Source organism: Gilliamella apicola (assembly GCF_003202915.1).
Classification (GTDB): Bacteria; Pseudomonadota; Gammaproteobacteria; order Enterobacterales; family Orbaceae; genus Gilliamella; species Gilliamella apicola_Q.
In genome coordinates, this window is record NZ_QGLP01000005.1 from 308947 (window position 1) to 327426 (window position 18480).

The 18480-nt window shown below is 33.8% G+C and carries 20 protein-coding genes and 1 other annotated feature; of the genes, 10 read left to right on the top strand and 10 right to left on the bottom strand.

From position 1 onward, the window contains the following. Positions 1-104: 104 nt before the first annotated feature. A complete protein-coding gene (locus tag DKK79_RS07605) occupies positions 105-503 on the top strand; it encodes a cell division inhibitor SulA (protein ID WP_034883668.1) in 399 nt (132 codons plus the stop codon). 497 nt (positions 504-1000) lie between these two features. Here DKK79_RS07605 and DKK79_RS07610 read toward each other — a convergent pair whose 3' ends face one another. The 3 genes from DKK79_RS07610 to DKK79_RS07620 form a co-directional block, all read right to left on the bottom strand. Beyond that, a complete protein-coding gene (locus DKK79_RS07610) occupies positions 1001-2476 on the bottom strand; it encodes an AMP-binding protein (protein ID WP_181415265.1) in 1476 nt (491 codons plus the stop codon). 56 nt (positions 2477-2532) lie between these two features. Next, on the bottom strand, positions 2533-3372 hold the full coding sequence (locus DKK79_RS07615) for an SDR family NAD(P)-dependent oxidoreductase (protein WP_110423564.1): 840 nt from the start codon (positions 3370-3372) through the stop codon (positions 2533-2535). Between the two features lie 101 nt (positions 3373-3473). After that, positions 3474-4124 carry a TetR/AcrR family transcriptional regulator gene (locus tag DKK79_RS07620; RefSeq protein WP_110423565.1) on the bottom strand — a complete coding sequence of 217 codons (651 nt, stop codon included), beginning with the start codon at positions 4122-4124 and terminating at the stop codon, positions 3474-3476. Between the two features lie 191 nt (positions 4125-4315). On the opposite strand from DKK79_RS07620, the gene DKK79_RS07625 reads away from it, so the two are divergent. The 3 genes from DKK79_RS07625 to DKK79_RS07635 all read left to right on the top strand — a co-directional run bounded on the left by DKK79_RS07625 (position 4316) and on the right by DKK79_RS07635 (position 7045). Continuing rightward, the gene (locus DKK79_RS07625) at positions 4316-5527 is read left to right on the top strand and encodes a Tm-1-like ATP-binding domain-containing protein (RefSeq protein ID WP_034883674.1); all 1212 of its coding nucleotides are present in this window, start codon (positions 4316-4318) and stop codon (positions 5525-5527) included. Between the two features lie 11 nt (positions 5528-5538). Then, positions 5539-6372, top strand: a complete 834-nt coding sequence (locus tag DKK79_RS07630; RefSeq protein ID WP_034883676.1) for a phosphoenolpyruvate hydrolase family protein — start codon at positions 5539-5541, stop codon at positions 6370-6372. Between the two features lie 256 nt (positions 6373-6628). Continuing rightward, the gene (locus tag DKK79_RS07635; protein ID WP_034883678.1) at positions 6629-7045 is read left to right on the top strand and encodes a DoxX family protein; all 417 of its coding nucleotides are present in this window, start codon (positions 6629-6631) and stop codon (positions 7043-7045) included. 85 nt (positions 7046-7130) lie between these two features. Here DKK79_RS07635 and DKK79_RS07640 read toward each other — a convergent pair whose 3' ends face one another. The 7 genes from DKK79_RS07640 to DKK79_RS07670 all read right to left on the bottom strand — a co-directional run bounded on the left by DKK79_RS07640 (position 7131) and on the right by DKK79_RS07670 (position 12680). Next, the gene (locus DKK79_RS07640; protein WP_110423566.1) at positions 7131-8006 is read right to left on the bottom strand and encodes a DUF4261 domain-containing protein; all 876 of its coding nucleotides are present in this window, start codon (positions 8004-8006) and stop codon (positions 7131-7133) included. Positions 8007-8133: 127 nt separating this feature from the next. Then, on the bottom strand, positions 8134-8385 hold the full coding sequence (locus DKK79_RS07645; RefSeq protein WP_110423567.1) for a hypothetical protein: 252 nt from the start codon (positions 8383-8385) through the stop codon (positions 8134-8136). Positions 8386-9002: 617 nt separating this feature from the next. Then, a complete protein-coding gene (locus DKK79_RS07650; protein ID WP_220019107.1) occupies positions 9003-9683 on the bottom strand; it encodes an alcohol dehydrogenase catalytic domain-containing protein in 681 nt (226 codons plus the stop codon). A 291-nt stretch (positions 9684-9974) separates the two neighbouring features. Continuing rightward, positions 9975-10565 carry a DUF4291 domain-containing protein gene (locus tag DKK79_RS07655; protein WP_034883684.1) on the bottom strand — a complete coding sequence of 197 codons (591 nt, stop codon included), beginning with the start codon at positions 10563-10565 and terminating at the stop codon, positions 9975-9977. 293 nt (positions 10566-10858) lie between these two features. Beyond that, positions 10859-11314, bottom strand: coding sequence for a hypothetical protein (locus DKK79_RS07660; RefSeq protein WP_146212001.1), 456 nt, complete (start codon positions 11312-11314; stop codon positions 10859-10861). Positions 11315-11340: 26 nt separating this feature from the next. Then, positions 11341-12000: a hypothetical protein gene (locus DKK79_RS07665; protein ID WP_110423569.1), complete on the bottom strand. Its 660-nt coding sequence runs from the start codon at positions 11998-12000 to the stop codon at positions 11341-11343. 128 nt (positions 12001-12128) lie between these two features. Continuing rightward, the gene (locus tag DKK79_RS07670; protein ID WP_110423570.1) at positions 12129-12680 is read right to left on the bottom strand and encodes a cysteine hydrolase family protein; all 552 of its coding nucleotides are present in this window, start codon (positions 12678-12680) and stop codon (positions 12129-12131) included. A gap of 106 nt (positions 12681-12786) precedes the next feature. Between DKK79_RS07670 and DKK79_RS07675 the strand changes: the two genes are divergently transcribed. From DKK79_RS07675 to hisH, 6 genes are all read left to right on the top strand, one after another. After that, on the top strand, positions 12787-13179 hold the full coding sequence (locus tag DKK79_RS07675; RefSeq protein ID WP_034883688.1) for an Lrp/AsnC family transcriptional regulator: 393 nt from the start codon (positions 12787-12789) through the stop codon (positions 13177-13179). Positions 13180-13375: 196 nt separating this feature from the next. Continuing rightward, positions 13376-13501 (top strand) — a sequence feature (His leader region). 39 nt (positions 13502-13540) lie between these two features. Continuing rightward, entirely contained in the window at positions 13541-14440 is a 900-nt protein-coding gene (gene hisG / locus DKK79_RS07680) for an ATP phosphoribosyltransferase (protein WP_034883689.1), read from the top strand. A 5-nt stretch (positions 14441-14445) separates the two neighbouring features. Next, a complete protein-coding gene (gene hisD / locus DKK79_RS07685; protein ID WP_110423571.1) occupies positions 14446-15747 on the top strand; it encodes a histidinol dehydrogenase in 1302 nt (433 codons plus the stop codon). Between the two features lie 9 nt (positions 15748-15756). Next, positions 15757-16815, top strand: coding sequence for a histidinol-phosphate transaminase (hisC, locus tag DKK79_RS07690; RefSeq protein WP_110423572.1), 1059 nt, complete (start codon positions 15757-15759; stop codon positions 16813-16815). 8 nt (positions 16816-16823) lie between these two features. Next, positions 16824-17891, top strand: coding sequence for a bifunctional histidinol-phosphatase/imidazoleglycerol-phosphate dehydratase HisB (gene hisB / locus DKK79_RS07695; protein WP_110423573.1), 1068 nt, complete (start codon positions 16824-16826; stop codon positions 17889-17891). Then, the gene (gene hisH, locus DKK79_RS07700) at positions 17892-18479 is read left to right on the top strand and encodes an imidazole glycerol phosphate synthase subunit HisH (protein ID WP_110423574.1); all 588 of its coding nucleotides are present in this window, start codon (positions 17892-17894) and stop codon (positions 18477-18479) included. The last annotated feature ends 1 nt before the right edge of the window (position 18480 follow it).

Consider the following 18480-nt stretch of genomic DNA (forward strand, 5'->3'; position numbering starts at 1 on the left):
ATAGTTTATCTCGCAAATAAGATAAAAATGCTTATAAATAGTATTTACAACTCCAAATCACTGTATTAATATACACTGTATAAATCAACAGCATTGGAGTTATTATGCTTATTGAACATTATTCACCACAACTTATGGCTATCAATTTTGAAACACCTTTTCAACAAGTGTTACAACAACAGCGGCCTTTATTACGTTCATTTAACAAAGAAAAAAAATGGCAGTTGTGGTTGTCAGATCGACCAATGCTAAAACGTTCATGGATAAATATTGCAGGACTTGATAAACAAAAAGTCGTTCATTTAACTCATTTAAATAATGAAAATTTAGTCTCAACTATTGAAAAAGCATTATATAATAAAACTTGTAGTTATATAGTTGCTTGCTTTAATGGACTTAATGAGCAAGCGAAACAGCGTTTACAACAAGCAGTATTAACTAGTGATACTTGTTTAGTTTTAGTTGACGACGAACAAAATAAATCACCAGTCCAATATCATTAAGAAAATAGATATGATAACAAGTTAATTATCTGATTAACTTTAAATAAAGACACTACCTTACATGGATGTGTCTTTTTTTATTATTTATTATCGATAAAATTAACTAAAATAAAAAATTTTTAAACAACAGCTAATAACTCATCCTAAATTCATCATTCTTGCTACCCTAGCCCATTGATTTGCAAGTCATGATGAAATCATATAGATCATTTTAGCAAATAAAAATTAATATTGATGGCATAACATTTTCATAGGTTTTAGAAAATTTTTGAAAATAAATCTTTCATCACAAGAACAATTTCAAACAAAAGATAATCATGTTAACTCAATCAGCCCAATTCGAAGTGACTTTGATAAAATCACCAAAACCGTTCCTTTAATTTAAAAACCTGATAAACAATTTTTACAACGTTTACTAAAGGTTTATTTATCGTTTTAATAACATACTATTAACTTGTCTAAAAATAGTTAAGAATTTTGTTTAGGCATTTAATGATCTAACTACGGATTTGGTCGATTAATTGTTTTAATTTTTTTCTATCGACCTTACCAATACTTGTCATTGGAAATTCGTCAACAATATATATTTTTCTCGGCATTTGAAAACGTGCAACTTTAGGTCTTAACCAAGTTAGAATTGTCGATTCTGTTTGCATGGAATTTGGTGTTAAAACAATAATAGCAATAAATCGTTGGCCAAATTCTTCATCATCAACACTAATAATCACTACTTCTTTAATCTCTTCGTGTTTTAATAAATGATTTTCGATTTCAAAAGGATAAACATTTTCGCCGCCTGATACTATCATATCGTCAACCCGCCCTTTTAAATAATAGTAACCTTGATTATCCTTTTCAGCTAAATCGCCTGTGGCTATCCAATCCTTTCCTGCTATTGACCATGCACATTTTATAAAAAGTTCATTAGGTCCATGTATAGTATTATTTTTTGAAATAAGCTTAGAACTTAACCCTTTTATTGGTTTGCCGATTGTGGTGGGATTTTTACTTAAATCATCAGGTGTCGCAATCATGCATACACCTGCTTCAGATGTGCCATATAAATTAAATAACACTTTACCCAATTGATTTAACACTTTGTTAACTAGGGTTATATTGATTGGCGCACCGCCAGTAATGATACAACGTAAGCTACTAAGTTGCTGTTCAGAATAATTTATCATGCGAGAAAGCATCAAAGGAACCAGCGTAACAACTTCAATTTGATATTTAGCAATCATATTACAGGCAATTGGTGTTTGAAAACGCTTGGTAATAAATATCGTTGCTCCTAATAACGTAGAGATACATAACGTTGCCAGACCAAAGCCATGATATATAGGCGTTGCTATATACACTTTATTGTAATGGCTAAGTTTGAGTTTAATTAATAACTGACTAAAAGGAGTGATAAAATTTTGCGCATGACTTTTCCGTGTGGCTAGCTTAAAGTGTTGTGTCGTACCACTTGTTAGGACGGTAATTTTTGAAAAGTGCGTCACTCTAAGTTTTATTGTTTGATTAAGCAATGGACTCTTTAAAAGTGAACTAATGCAAACTTGATTATCATGTAATGTTGCTATTTTGCTGATTTCAAGTGAAGAGACAATTTCTGATACTTCTGGATCATAAATTATTAAATCAAAATCGATATTATGATTAATTTTTTTAAGCTGCTCGGACGATAGTTCAGTGTTGATTAGATAGATATCTGCACCTAATCTTGCCAACGCAAAAAGCGTTTGTATCAGAAGTGAATGATTATTAGCTATCATGGCTATTTTTTGACCTGGCTGGATATTGCCGTAGGCTGCCAATTGCTTTGCGAGATGTTGAACTTGATTATAGAGCGTCTGATAATCAAGTTCGTTACCATTTTCGTTAATAGCTATCTGCTGCGGACATAGTTTATGACGAACATAAAGTAAAGCCATTAAATTCATACCGACAGCAGGTATACTTTTTAATAGCAACCTTATTCCTTTAAAGGTTAATAATTTCGTTTTAACGAGTGCAATAATAACATTAATCATTTCTTACGTTTGATAGAGTACGTAGTTAATTTTAGCCAAATTCCATAAAACAACACTGATGCTATTTGTCCTATAATTATCCACCATGGTTTATACTGCCGTTTTTTAGTTTGTAATAAACGACAGATGATGGTTGCGGCTTGAACTGGTGTCAATGCTGGAAAATTTTGATAAGCCTTTGTTGGCAAAATCATACGCGTTTTAACTAACGGTAAATAGGCTGTTGAAACATGGATATATTGATTTCTAAGTTCTGGTGTTGCACATTGTAACCACTGATCGAACGCTGTTTTTGACGCTTGATAAGCCGCCCAATTTACAGTTGGAGCTAACAATACATTAATCGCCGAAACATTTATAATTTGTCCATGTGATTGTGCCAATTTAGGTATCAATGCTAAACATAAGCTCACCGGCGCCAAATAGTTTAATTTGATGGTTCTCTCAAAATCATGCCGACGGTCAAGCGATTGCATAATTGACCGACAAATCGATATGCCGGCATTATTAACAAAAATATCAATGTGATAGGATTGAATAAAATTTAAAAAATTGTCTAATTGATTAACGTCACGCAGATCAGCTGCATAGAGTTGAATGGTTGCTTTTTGGCTAGATAAGGATATTTGGATCTCTTCTAATTTCTTTTTAGTTCTGGCGACTAAAATAAGATGGCAATCAATGTTAGCGATGAGTTTGCAAAGTGATTCGCCTATTCCATAGCTTGCTCCAGTAATAATAATCGTTTTTTTAGATAACTGTTCTTCGAGTTTTTGAAAATTTGGTTTAATTATCGGAAAAAGAATTCTATTAAGTAAATTAGTTAAAACAGCCATTTATTATTCGATTAAAACAAAATATCGTAATAGTTTAAAACAGTTATAAAAAAAAACAACATATTGACCCTAGTTGATGGTGTTGTATGCTTTATTCGTAATTAAACAATTTTGATTATTTCATCGGTAAGTTCTATTTGTGCATCTTCTTTGGCTTGGTTAATGATAGCTTTAGCTATCCATTGGACAAGCGTGATAACTTGTTGGTTTTCTAAATTCCAAATATCTTTCAATACCATAAAAATTTCAGAACCATATATAATCGAGATTGAGTACAAAACATTATTATAGATTTCTTCAGGTAATTGCTGCTTGAGTGGCTGTAACAATTTAGACAGAATTTCTTTACGATTACCACGAACGAGTTTCTGTGATTGTTCGGTAATTTTGGAGCGTTCAATTGCCCATTGTTGCAGTGAAAGTCTTAATGCCGCACGTAGTACTCCTTCATGCTTTAACATTTGCGGAAATGCAAATACTAAAAAGTCATTCACTCGATCTTCAACTTTATCTTTATCGGATGTCCAAAGAAATATAGGACCAAGAGATTGTTCAACCACAGCTGATATCAAATCACTTTTGGTAGGAAAATAACGATAGGCTGTCGCTCTAGAAATACCACATTTATCTGATAATTGAGTAATGGATATATCTTTACCCTGTTCTAAAGCCTCGATTGCAACATTGATTAGTTGATCGTAAGTGCGTTTTTTTGCACCAGTATACTTTTTCACGCTTGATGAATTATTCATATTTATAGTGTTATTTTTTATTTTATCTAAATATTTGTATATTATACAACTTTTTTGAAATTAACTAAATTTTAAAAAAAAACTTAAAAATAATGAGACTTAAATCTCATTTTTAGCATATAATTAACAATCTAGCAGTTTCTAATTTAAATTAGAGCATTAGTTCTATTCTATCTGTTAAGGAGAAACGAATGGTATCGCATAAAGTGATTTACTTAGTCGCGACACTAGACACAAAAGGAGATGAAGTTGTTTTTATCAAACATTTACTGAATCGAAGAAATCTTGACAGTAAAATAGTTGATATCTCTACTAAGCAGCCTCACAATTTCAATCACATTGCAGATATAAGCGCCAGTAAGGTAGCAAGTTATCACCCTGAAGGTGAAAAAGCAGTTTTTGATGCCGATAGAGGTAACGCTATTGTGGCGATGGCTAATGCATTTAAACAATTTTTACATGCCCAAAATGATGTTGAAGCTATATTAGGTTTAGGTGGTTCGGGTGGAACTGCATTAATTACACCAGCCATGCAAACTTTACCTGTTGGCATACCAAAATTAATGGTATCGACTATGGCATCAGGCGATATTTCGGGTTATATTGGCGCAAGCGATATTGCTATGCTTTACTCAGTAACTGATATTGCCGGCGTAAATGTTATATCACGGAAAGTTCTTGCTAATGCGGCTAATTTTATCGCTGGATCTGTGCTATTTAAAGTTCAAGAACAAGTAGAAGACAAACCTGCCGTTGGCTTAACTATGTTTGGCGTAACCACTCCTTGTGTACAGTCACTTTCATCAAAACTAAATAATAAATATGATTGTCTTGTTTTCCATGCAACAGGCAGTGGCGGTAAGGCAATGGAAAAACTGGCTGATAGTCATTTATTAAAAGGTGTACTGGATATCACCACTACTGAAGTTTGTGACCATCTTTTTGATGGAGTTTTAGCGTGTGATGATGATCGCTTTGAAGCAATTGCGCGAAGTGGAATTCCTTACATTGGTTCATGTGGTGCATTGGATATGGTTAATTTTGGTAGTCCGGATACTATTCCAGAAAAATACCGTGATCGCCTATTTTATCCACATAATCCTCAAGTTACCTTAATGCGAACTACTCCTCATGAAAACAAAATAATGGCTAACTGGATTGCGACTAAACTAAATAAATGTCTAGGTGATGTTGTCTTTATTATTCCTGAAAGAGGTTTTTCTGCACTAGATATTGAAAATGGTGATTTTTGGTCACCAGAAGCGGATAAAGCCTTTATTGACGAATTCGAGAAAGTTTTTATTCAAACGGAAAAACGAAGATTAATAAAAACGCCATATCATATTAATTCATCTGAGTTTTGTAATCTCGTTGTCAATGAATTTAATAAGATAATGAAATAATGGAGAATATTATGAGTAGTCAGCGTGCTCAATTGCTTAAAAAATTCCATGAGATGATTGAAAAAAAACAACCGATCATCGGTGGTGGCGCAGGAACAGGATTATCAGCCAAATGTGAAGAAGCTGGCGGTATTGATTTAATTGTTATCTATAATTCTGGCCGTTATCGTATGGCAGGAAGAGGTTCTCTTGCTGGTTTACTAGCATACGGTAATGCAAACGAAATTGTTATGGATATGGCCAAAGAAGTTCTTCCAGTCGTTAAACATACCCCTGTTTTAGCCGGCGTTAATGGAACTGATCCATTTTGCCAATTTGATCAATTTTTAGATCAAATTAAAGCCATAGGCTTTGCTGGTGTACAAAACTTTCCTACAGTTGGTTTAATTGATGGTAATTTTAGAGCTAATCTTGAAGAAACTGGTATGGGCTATGCGTTAGAAGTTGAGATGATTCGCAAAGCACATGAGAAAGATCTGCTAACTACACCATATGTATTTAGTGAACAAGATGCAATTGACATGACCAAAGCAGGTGCAGATATTTTAGTTCCACATATGGGCTTAACGACTGGCGGAAGTATTGGCGCTCAAACTGCATTAAAACTTGCTGACTGTGTTCCTTTAATAAACCAATGGGCCAAAGCAGCTAAAGCTATTCGTCCAGATATAATAATACTCTGCCACGGCGGCCCTATTTCAACGCCTGAAGACGCAGAATATATTTTACAAAATTGTCCTGATTGTAATGGTTTCTATGGCGCAAGTTCAATGGAACGTTTACCAACCGAAACCGCTCTTAAACAAACGACAGAAAAATTTAAATCTATTCGACACCAACAATAAGTAAGCAATAACGGTGCGACAATTCAATGTCGCACTGCTATTTTTTTAACCTATCTCCAATAATAGCTGTATCATTTAGTAAATAAATATCGTTATAAAGCGGATGTTAATTTTATGTTACTTTACTATTAATTGTTAATTGTGAGACAATCACACACGCAATATCCTATGTTTTAAATAAGTAATAGCTTTTGTAATAGATCTACATGATTTTTTTATAATTAGTATTTTGCTAACATAATATAGGAAACACAATATGAAAGAATATCAAACAGATGTAGCTTCATTTGTATTACGTATTGCTTTAGGTATGATGTTTTTGGCCCATGGTTTTACCAAATTACTTGTTTTAACCCCTGAAGGAACTGCTGAGTATTTTCACACTCTTGGTTTTCCTGGTTTCTTTTCTTATATTGTTATCACTTTTGAAATTGGCGGTGGGGCACTGTTATTATTAGGTATTTTAACACGTGCGGTAGCATTAATTGCTTTCTTTCAATTAGCAATCATAACCATTGTACATTGGGCTAATGGTTGGTCATTTACCAATCCGGGTGGTGGTTGGGAGTATCCAGCATTTATGTCTTTAACTGCATTTAGCCTTGCACTATTAGATACTGGTCGATTTTCTGTTTTATCAGATAAAAGGTATCTACACTCATTAGAACATTAATAGCTTAAATTTTAGGGAAGGTAAAAACAAAGGATTAATTACCTTTCCTAAAATTTTGATATTATCACATTTTGATACTATAAAATTAGTTATTAATTTCAATTATTAGCAGTTCATTTTCATCTTTTAAGAAATATTCTTCATCTTGTGGAGCTCGTAGTGACATCATTCGATTATCCCCCATTTCCATAGTATCACCCGGGTTCATTGTCGCTTGACTTTGTCGTAAATAATTTAAAATATTACTAAACATATCAAAATAATAGCCACTTTCCTCATGGCTATTGGCTAATACAGCAAAATTAGGTAAACCAAATGTATGAGCGCCATAAGTGCGCATCCATATCCCTTTACAATTTTCTATTTCATATTTTACAAAACCAGAAAACAATATAGGTAAACATTCCGCTAAAGTAGTTAAACCATCTTTTTCCGAAGCCATTCCATTAATAACGCTAACTGGCAATGAAGTATGCGCACTCTCATTAATTACTGCTAACCCATTAAATTGTTCAAAGCATGCCGCTAAACGTGTTAAAGCTAAATACTGCTCTAATATATCTTGCTCATAGCCGACATAATATAATAACAAATGACTATCACTTTCATAAATTTGTTGTTTTATTTCTTGATTATAACTAGCTGGAGTAACACATAATTCCAAAACATCTTTAGGGTAAGGCGCATTAAGACCAAATATTCTAATAATATGTTTTCCCCAACTCACTAAAATACAGATGCCTTCTTCAAGTTGTCCGAAAGGTATTTCATATCGGATGTCCTTTATAGTCGGATCAATCGATTTAAGTTTGGTTAATAATTTATCATTATCAATATTAAGTGCACCTTTAAACACAATACTTAAGCTAACGGCACTATCAATATCAGGATTTGGAACAATCGAATTATCCATCTGTTTTGATTCTGATTTTTTACCAAACAAACGAGAAAATAGACCCATTTTATATTCCTTATTACAACTATTTTAAATTAAATCAAATTTAGTCATTTTATAATAATTGACGCTATAAAACTTAAGCAATAATATCTACTTGCCTATATTAAGTAAATATTTTATTTATCATTTTTTACCATTGTAAATTTTTTAAATCAATAATTAAAAAATTAATCAAACATGAAGTTCTAAGAGGTAACAATTTACGATTTGCATAAATGGCATAGATATTTAAATCCTTAATTTTATAATTGTCACGTATAGGAGAAAGGCGTCCTCCTTTGATGTCATAACCAATGATAAAATCAGGTTGTTTGGACACTCCACCATGAGATGACATTATCTGTCGACCAAAGTCACCATTACTATCATTAATATCTGCCATTTAAATTTATTGCATAACAAATATTATTTTGTTAAAAATTCCATTGTTTTTTCTTCACCCAATGACTCTACATAATGATTTTATGTTATTTAAAGGCATATTGGGGATAAGCGGTGCCATGTTCGGCTAGATATTTTTGGTGCAGCAGCAACTATCATTTTGTGATAGATAATTAATTGCTCATTAACGATAGGTTTGTTAAATTTGCCCTCCCCCTCATAGTCAGATTATAGTCTTCTTACAACCAATTAACTATTCGCTTGGATAGGGTTATTACATGTTTTTAGGGAAGATAAATATCAACAATCATCTTTGCTAAATATTTATAAACAACAACATATTAGAATATCTAAGGTTTAATCAAATGTGAATAATGGTTTATTGTTTATATATGGTTGTCGATAAGTTTTTATTGCCTCTTGCCAATCATTTAATTTAAATAAACTAGCTATATTTAAATCATTTATATCTAATACAGGCCATATTTATTCAAACATCTTCAGCCACTGATTTTGGCTTATTTGTTCTAAATACTGACGGATATGAAACCAATAAACTTTAGGTAATCGCTTTTTAGGCTGAAAAAAAGTACCGGAAAGCAATCCATAAGAGACAAATTAACTTAAATTTGATAAATGATTCAAAACGGTTTCCGCTAAAATACCGCCAACGGCATCGAAAACTAGGTCAGCTTTGCTTGCAAAATATTTTATCGCTTCATCATCATACTGATTAATATGTTTTATCGCATACTTGTCATAAAATTGAATATGACTATTTGAACGACTGATAGCGGTTATAGATAATGGTTGAGCATTTATTGCCAATTTACATAGCAATTTTGCACAATCACTACCTGCTGCAGTAACAAGGATATGCTTTCCTTTGGGTGAAAACTGTTTAATCATCAGCCATGCTGCAACGGGGTTAATATAAGCTCGTGCTGCAATCTTATCTTCGATATAATCTGGAACGGGAACAGCATATTCGGCTGGTGAATCAACCAAAGATTGCCAAGTACCCTCTCCTCTTAACGGTAAAACCCGTTTGCCAATAAGTTGTTGGTGAGATTTTGGCGCTTGGATGACTTTACCTATCCCTTCATAACCAGCAATCTGTGGCAGTGTGATACGATGCTGATAAGCGCCAGTAATTGGAATAAGATCGGAAGCATTGATGGGTGCATATAACATTTGAACTCTAATACAGTTCTCTTTTATAGATAATTTATTTGAACATTCAAGCGTCAATACTTGTTCAGGTAGTCCAAATTTTCTATAAAATAATGCTCGATTCAATTATCTATATCCATATTCAAGGTCGTTGTTTTTTCATTGAAATTTTTATCATTTAGTCATTTTATTTTACTCATTTTAATCATTCAAAAAATGACTTTTTTAAATTTCACTTAAATTTGATGTATATATCATTTACTGATTTAATATTCATTAATTTGAAAAAGTTATCGTTAATTACCAATACACTCCTATATATAAACAAAACTTAAATCATATAATCAACATTCATTACCATTAAAAATGGCATAATTTCAATCCTAAAAAATTCAACAATTAGATAACTAATTAATTTTAATCAGCATTTATTATACGCTTTATTGGATCCGGTAAAGGATAAATTTTTTCAATAGGTAGCATTTTACTTGCTTTTTCTATTTGATTATTAAGAATAAATTGATGAATTGTCTTTGCATAGTCAGTAATGTCGTCAATTTGAATAATCCAATCTTCAACATACTTTTTAACCGCTTCATTTTTTAAACCAATTTGTATAGATTTGAAATCCAAATTTTCAAGTCGAATATTTTTTTCTGGGTCCCATTGTACACGTACAGGAGTTTTGCTTAATTGTTCTTGCCAAATTGTATGATTGTGGTAAACAGAATTGTTGAAAGTGGATAAACATGCCTGTTTTAAAGCCCATTCAAAACCTTCGCGTTTTAATTTAATAGCTAAAATATGTTCTTGCCCCTCTTTTTGTGCCCATCCTGATCGATACATCATCCAAAGAAAAGAAGGTTTAATCCATGTCATTCTCTCTATTTTAAATGGTGGCACAAATGTTTGAGCTTTTATCGCCGATAAAGCTATCTCTTTCCTATAAGCTTGATAAACTGTTATAGTTTCTTCATCAAATACTGCTCTTATTTCTCTCTCTTTCATGCAATTCCTCGCAAATATTTCCATCACCTTACTTCTTTATGACCTGCAATAGGCAAACGTAGCAAACGGTCGTGATAGATACCCATAATCTGTATAGAAGCAAAGCTATGAATTGATGCCTAAAATATTCGAACGCTAATATAAGTCTCTTTTTAAAAAGATTTGATTGAATATTTAAGAGTCAATACTCGTTCCAATATACCAAATTTTCTATAATCTATAATCGCGCTCCGTTCAATTTTACTTATTACCATTTTTCATATTAATGATGACTTAAAAATTATAATATTAATTCATTTCACACTTAGACCTTCAATGAAATCTTCAACTATTTGATGAGCTTTTTGCGCGCCTTCTAAATTCATATTAATGAAAGCTTGATCATAAATTGGCATATTATCATCATCGTCATTTTCGATACTATCGCCAATATTAAAAATATAGAAAACTGATACATTCCAATCTTGATTATACTCATAATTATAACTACACCTTAAAACACTTTTACGATAGCAATTAATTTCTAAAGCATCTGTTTGCGGTGGTAACCAATCTACTTGAGGAATGATTATTGTGTTTTGACTTGGATAAAATCTGTGTAATTCGATACCATTATTGAATTGCTTTGTCTCCAGCCATTCATCATATACCCAACTTTTCGATTTTCTGCTTTTCTCTTTTGCATCTTCTAATCTTTTTTGAAATGACCCAAGACTAAGATCACTAACTTTATCTTTATTTTTTTTCACAAATTTGATGTCTAATCTATCCAATTTTAAAAGTTCATTTTTAAATTATTGCAATAAGCGATTATTGCTTTAGATGTTGGATGAGTGCATAAATTCCTTGAATTAATTCTAATTTTACTTATTTTATCAATTTGATAGGCTTGAGCATGTGAAAACTGATCACAAAATTTTTTTTCAGAAATATTTACATTAGTAGAATCAAATAATTTTCTAATCCAAAATGGTGAATATTTGGAATTAGGATAAATACGCAGAATAGTACCTTTAGACAATCCAACTAAACGTCCATTTTCTCTACATTTACTACTGAGTCTACTTTCTATATATTCAATAACTATAGGTGCTATTATATAGGCAGGCCAAAAGAAAGTACAAAATAATGGTAATAATACATAACTGAATATAGAAGCAAATTTACGTTTTATACCATGAGTTTTTTTCGTTTGTGATTGACATAGTCGACGTATTATTGGAAAAACAGCACCTGTTAACGAAAATAGAAAAATAATAAGGTAGGTATGCATAACAAAGCAAAAGATTAACCAAATAACGACTGGAAATATAAAAATTACTCTGATAATCCAATGCATCGGTACGAAAACAAATATGAATGAATACCCGTAAATGCCATAAAAAAATATTATCATAAAGAGCAAGTCAAAAACGTAACTATCAACATGATGCATATAAAATCCTAATTACTAAGTTGTTTATAATTAAATTCCTTTTATTTAGAATTATCATTAATAAATATTCTTGTCAAAAATGAGGATTTTTATTCATCCTCAAAGGTTGAGAAAGGTGCTTAAACTTGTTAAATTGTTTTAATAAATGATTCACAACTCATCACTGTCGCAAACCGCATCAATGCTGACATAAAACTATTATGAACCAGTTGTGATGGAACAATATTGCCATTAAAATCAAGATCCCGAGTGGTGCAAGCATCATGGATAAGAATAGGTTGATAATTAAGCTCGCAGGCTGAGCGGGTAGTAGAATCAACACACATATGACTCATCATGCCACAAATCACTAATTGTGTTATCCCTTCTTGTTGTAACTTTTGCAGTAATTGTGTTTGATAAAAACTATTGGGATAAGCCTTTTCAATTATAAATTCGTTATTTTGCTTTACAGGAAGCAATTTGGGATGTAACTGACAACCCACACTATTCTTAACAAAAAAGAGAGCATTAGCATCTTGGTTAACGTGCTGGATATAAATAATCGGTAATTGTTTTTGTCGGAAATAATTTTGTAGCTTTAAGGTATATTGCAATGTCTGTTCGGTATTGTTTAATGGGTATTTTCCATTGGGGAAATAATCATTTTGTACATCAATAATCATCAATGCTTGAACCATTTTGCTCTCCTTTGTAATTTTTCGTGTTATTATTTTGGAATAATCAACCTCTAAATGACATAGAAAATTGAAATAATAAACCTCAGTCAGCTTTCAAATTGAAACTATGGATAAAAAAGATCGCGCTATATTAAATGAATTAAGAATTAACAGCCGACAATCTTGGCGAGAGATCGGCGAAAAAGTATTTTTGTCTAGTCAAGCTGTTGGACAACGTGTGCAAGAATTACTGAACAATCATAGTATACAAAGATTCACCATTAAAGAACAAAGGAATCAATTACAATTTATTACTATTTATATGAACACAAATCAATTTGAATCATTTGAAAAGTTAGTAAAATCTTATGCTGAGGTTTCCGAATTTTATAAGATTACTGGTGATGGTTGTTACCTGATTGTTAGTCAATTTGATAGTAATGCTTTAAAATTATTCTTAAATAAAATTGAAAATTTTGCCCGTTATAAAGTCAGCCATCAATTGCAGCAAATTCTATAATTATGATGATTTGCAGTGCTTATCTAAATATCAATTAAGCAAAAATCATTCATTTGAAAATTAACTTATTTACAAATTTTTTAATAAATCATCAAAAAGTAGTTGCTCATTAATCATTTCTGTTATATTTTTTACAACAGTTAAATTTAAAGGTTTCATTTTTTATGAATTGTTTTTGTGTTTTAGTTAGCAAACATCATCATCACCATCATTCCTGAATAGTCTTCGGGCGATTGGTGCTGGAAGACAAATGGTCTTCCGGTGATATCGCAAAAGCAAATAGAGAACCCTCGGAAGATCAAACTTCCGAGGGTTTTTTGTTTGTGGTTAATAATTTTATTTGGATAAGTTGGAGAATAATATGTTGGATAATTCACGTTTACGTATAGCAATGCAAAAATCAGGACGTTTAAGCGATGAGTCAAAAAAATTACTAGCTCAATGTGGAATTAAAATCAATTTGCAAGAGCAACGTTTAATTGCTTTTGCCGAAAATATGCCAATTGATATTTTACGCGTTCGCGATGATGATATACCCGGACTAGTTATTGATGGCGTTGTTGATATTGGTATTGTCGGTGAAAATGTTTTAGAAGAAGAAGTGCTAGATAGACAAGCTGAAGGCGAAAATCCACAATACAAAAAATTACGTCGACTTGATTTTGGCGGATGTCGTTTATCGATAGCCGCCCCTCGTGATTTTAATTACACTGGCCCTGAGTGTTTAAATGATCTACGTGTCGCCACCACTTATCCTCACCTGCTCCGCCGTTATCTTTCTCAATATAATGTAAGTTTTAAAACTTGTTTACTCAATGGATCAGTTGAAGTCGCTCCTCGAGCAGGTCTAGCCGATGTAATTTGTGATTTAGTCTCTAGTGGTGCAACCCTTGAAGCTAATGGATTACAAGAGATTGAGGTTATTTATAAATCTAAAGCTTGCTTAATTCAACGTGAAGGTGAAATGTCCCCCACCAAACAGGCGTTGATCGATAAAGTGATGACTCGTATTCAAGGTGTGATTCAAGCTCGCGAATCTAAATACATTATGTTGCACGCGCCAACCGCAGTTTTAGATCAAGTCGTATCACTATTACCAGGTGCTGAAAACCCAACCATTTTACCATTAACCGGCGAACAAAATCGGGTAGCACTACACATGGTTAGTACTGAGTCATTATTCTGGGAAACCATGGAAAAACTAAAAGCATTAGGTGCAAGTTCAATCCTTGTATTACCAATTGAAAAAATGATGGAGTAAGCAAAATGAAGCTTTCATATTGGCAACAATGTTCTAAAGAAAAACAAGCAGAATTATTAACTCGCCCGGCAATTGCAGCTTCCGATGCTATTAGTCAAGCGGTTAACGATATCTTGGTGCAAGTTAAACAAAATGGCGACGAAGCACTTAAAATGTTAAGTAATAAATTTGATAAAGTGCAAATCGATCAAATTAAATTAACCCAAGATGAGATAAAAACAGCCACGAGTCGCGTTAAACCTGATTTAAAACAGGCAATGCAATTAGCGGTAAGCAATATTGAAAAATTTCATCAAGCTCAAGTTAAGCAGACCATAACAGTTGAAACCATGCCTGGCATTCAATGCCAGTCAGTAACAAGACCGATAGACTCTGTAGGCCTGTATATACCGGGTGGTTCAGCCCCATTGCTATCAACCGTATTAATGTTAGCCATTCCAGCTAAAATTGCCGGTTGTCGTAAAGTGATTTTATGTTCACCTCCACCAATTGCTGACGAAATTTTATATGCGGCAGAACTTTGTGGTGTAACAGAAATTTATCAATTGGGTGGCGCACAAGCGATTGCGGCAATGGCATTAGGTACTCAATCAGTTCCTAAAGTCGATAAAATATTTGGTCCCGGCAATGCTTATGTTACCGAGGCGAAACGCCAAGTTAGCCAACGATTGGATGGCGCAGCAATAGATATGCCAGCCGGCCCATCAGAAGTTCTGGTCATTGCCGATAGTTCCGCTAATCCGGCGTTTATTGCAGCGGATTTACTTTCTCAAGCTGAACATGGCCCCGATTCACAGGTTGTACTGCTTACACCAGATGAGAAGATCGCCCAAGCAGTTTCAGTCGAAGTTGATAAGCAACTTGCTCAACTTTCACGTCAAGGAATTGCTGAAAAAGCGTTACAAGAGAGCCGACTTATCGTAACCAAAGATTTAGATGAATGTGTAACTATCAGCAATCGTTATGGTCCAGAACACTTAATTATTCAAACCGAAAATGCCGATCAACTAGTTAATAAAATTAATAGTGCTGGTTCGATATTCTTAGGGGATTGGTCACCAGAATCTGCTGGAGATTATGCCTCTGGTACCAATCACGTATTACCAACTTATGGTTATACCGCAACTTATTCAAGCCTTGGATTACCTGATTTCCAAAAACGTATGACAGTGCAAAAATTATCGGCTGAAGGGTTAAAAGCAATAGGTAATGCAGTTGAACTAATGGCACAAGCAGAACAACTCACTGCCCACAAAAATGCCGTGACTATTCGCTTAGCTAAACTTAACGCTGATACTAAACAATAGGTGGTTAAAATGGATATTAATCAATTAGTCAGAAAGAACGTACAAAAATTGACACCCTATCAATCCGCTAGACGCATTGGCGGTAACGGTGATGTGTGGCTAAATGCCAATGAATACCCAGTGGCACCCAACTTTCAGTTAACCGAACAAACGTTAAACCGCTATCCAGAAGCACAACCTCAGCAAGTTATAGATAGTTATGCGCAATATGCTGGTGTCACCCCAGAGCAAGTGATTGTCAGTCGTGGTGCCGATGAAGCGATAGAGCTGTTAATGCGTGCTTTTTGTGAGCCAGATACCGATACGGTGCTTTACTGCCCTCCAACTTATGGTATGTATCAAGTCAGCGCTGAAACTTTAGGAATAAAAACTAAAACCGTACCAACAAAATCTGATTGGCAACTTGATTTAGAAGGTATTAAACAAAATCTGGATAATGTTAAATTAATCTATGTCTGTTCACCAAACAATCCAACTGGGAATTTAATCAATCCTGAGGATATTAAAGCATTACTTAATTTAGTCAAAGATCGCGCATTAGTTATTATTGATGAAGCCTATATTGAGTTTTCTCCAAACTCAACCGTAGTCAGTTGGCTTAATGATTATCCGCACTTAGTCATTTTACGTACCTTATCAAAAGCATTTGCCTTAGCCGGATTGCGTTGTGGATTTACTTTAGCTAATAAACCAATAATTGATGCTTTACAAAAAGTGATCGCTCCATACCCTCTTGCTACCCCGGTAGCGGACATTGCCACTCAGGCATTGAGTAAAAAAGGTATCGAAACGATGAGATTGCATGTCATCAATCTAAATAATCAAAAAGAGAAGTTTGCTAAACAACTTTCTGCTTTACCAATTGTCGAAAAAGTTTATCCTAGTGAATCAAATTATTTATGTGTTAAATTTCAAAGTAATAAAGAGGTATTTAGTAAACTTTGGCATGAAGGTATTATTCTACGCGATCAAAGTAAATCAATTGGACAAAATGGTTTTGTGCGAATTTCGATTGGTACCCAAGATGAGTGTGATGCCGTAATAACCGCACTTAAAGCGATAAAATAGGAGCAAATATGTTACAAAAATATTTATTTATCGACCGTGATGGAACGTTAATCGTTGAACCTCCTATCGATTTTCAAGTTGATAGTTTTGCAAAACTTGCGTTTGAACCTAATGTGATCCCAGCACTGCTTAAACTACAAGCAGTTGGTTATAAATTAGTGATGGTAACCAATCAAGATGGATTAGGTACCAGTAGTTATCCGCAAGCTGATTTTGATGGTCCACACAATTTAATGCTGCAAATATTTGCCTCACAAGGTGTAATATTTGAAGATGTACTTATTTGCCCACATTTCCCGGAGGACAATTGTGAGTGTCGTAAACCTAAAATAAAATTAGTGCTCCCTTATTTAACCAGTGGCAACTTAGACAAACAAAACAGCTACGTTATAGGTGACCGACAAACTGATATGCAGCTTGCTGAAAACATGCAAATAAAAGGCTTACGTTATGATCCAGTTAATCTTAATTGGAATGAAATAGCCCAACGTTTAACCACCGCTGATCGTTATGCCAAAGTTGAACGCAATACTAAAGAAACTAAGATATTGGTTGAAGTATGGTTAGACCGGCAAGGTGGTAGTCAAATCAATACCGGTATTGGCTTTTTTGATCATATGTTAGATCAGATCGCCACTCACGGAGGTATTAAACTCAATATTCAAGTTACAGGCGATCTTCATGTTGATGATCATCACACCATAGAAGATACAGGTCTTGCTCTAGGCGAAGCATTAAAACAAGCACTTGGTGATAAACGGGGAATTACACGTTATGCCTCTGTTATTCCAATGGATGAGTGTTTAGCGAAATGTGCAATGGATATTTCAGGCCGCCCTTACCTAGTGTTCTCTGCGCAATTTAGTGATCCGAAAGTTGGTGATATGAGCACGCAAATGGTCGAGCATTTCTTCTATTCTTTGAGTTATGCGATGGCAATTACTTTACATATTGAAACAACTGGCGACAACGACCATCACCGAATCGAAAGTTTGTTTAAAGCTTTTGCGCGTACACTTAAACAAGCGATTAAAATTGAAAGTGACAGACTACCTAGCTCGAAAGGAGTGTTATAGATGAAAATTGTCATTCTCGATACTGGCTGCGCCAATCTTTCATCGGTTAAATACGCGATACAGCGACTAGGTTATAATCCAATCATTAGCCTTGATCCTGATACTGTGCTTGAATCTGACAAACTCTTGTTACCTGGAGTTGGATCAGCATCAGCTGCGATGCAAAAATTAATGGAGCGCAATTTAATAGAGCTAATTAAAGTCTGCACTCAACCAGTATTAGGTATCTGTCTTGGCATGCAACTTTTAGCCGATTATAGTAATGAAGGGCATGTCGACACTCTAGGTATTATCCATGAAAAAGTCATCGAAATTCCTGATTGTGGACTACCACTACCGCATATGGGTTGGAATCAAGTCACCCCAAAAGCCGGACACCATCTATTTCGAGATATTCCTGAAGGTGCTTACTTTTACTTTGTACATGGATACGCCTTACCATTATGCTCATCAACTATCGCAGAAACCAATTACGGCGAAAGCTTTACCGCTGCCGTGCAAAAAGACAACTTTTACGGTGTGCAATTTCATCCCGAGCGTTCTGGCTCAGCCGGTGCAAAATTGCTCAAGAACTTTTTGGAGATATAAA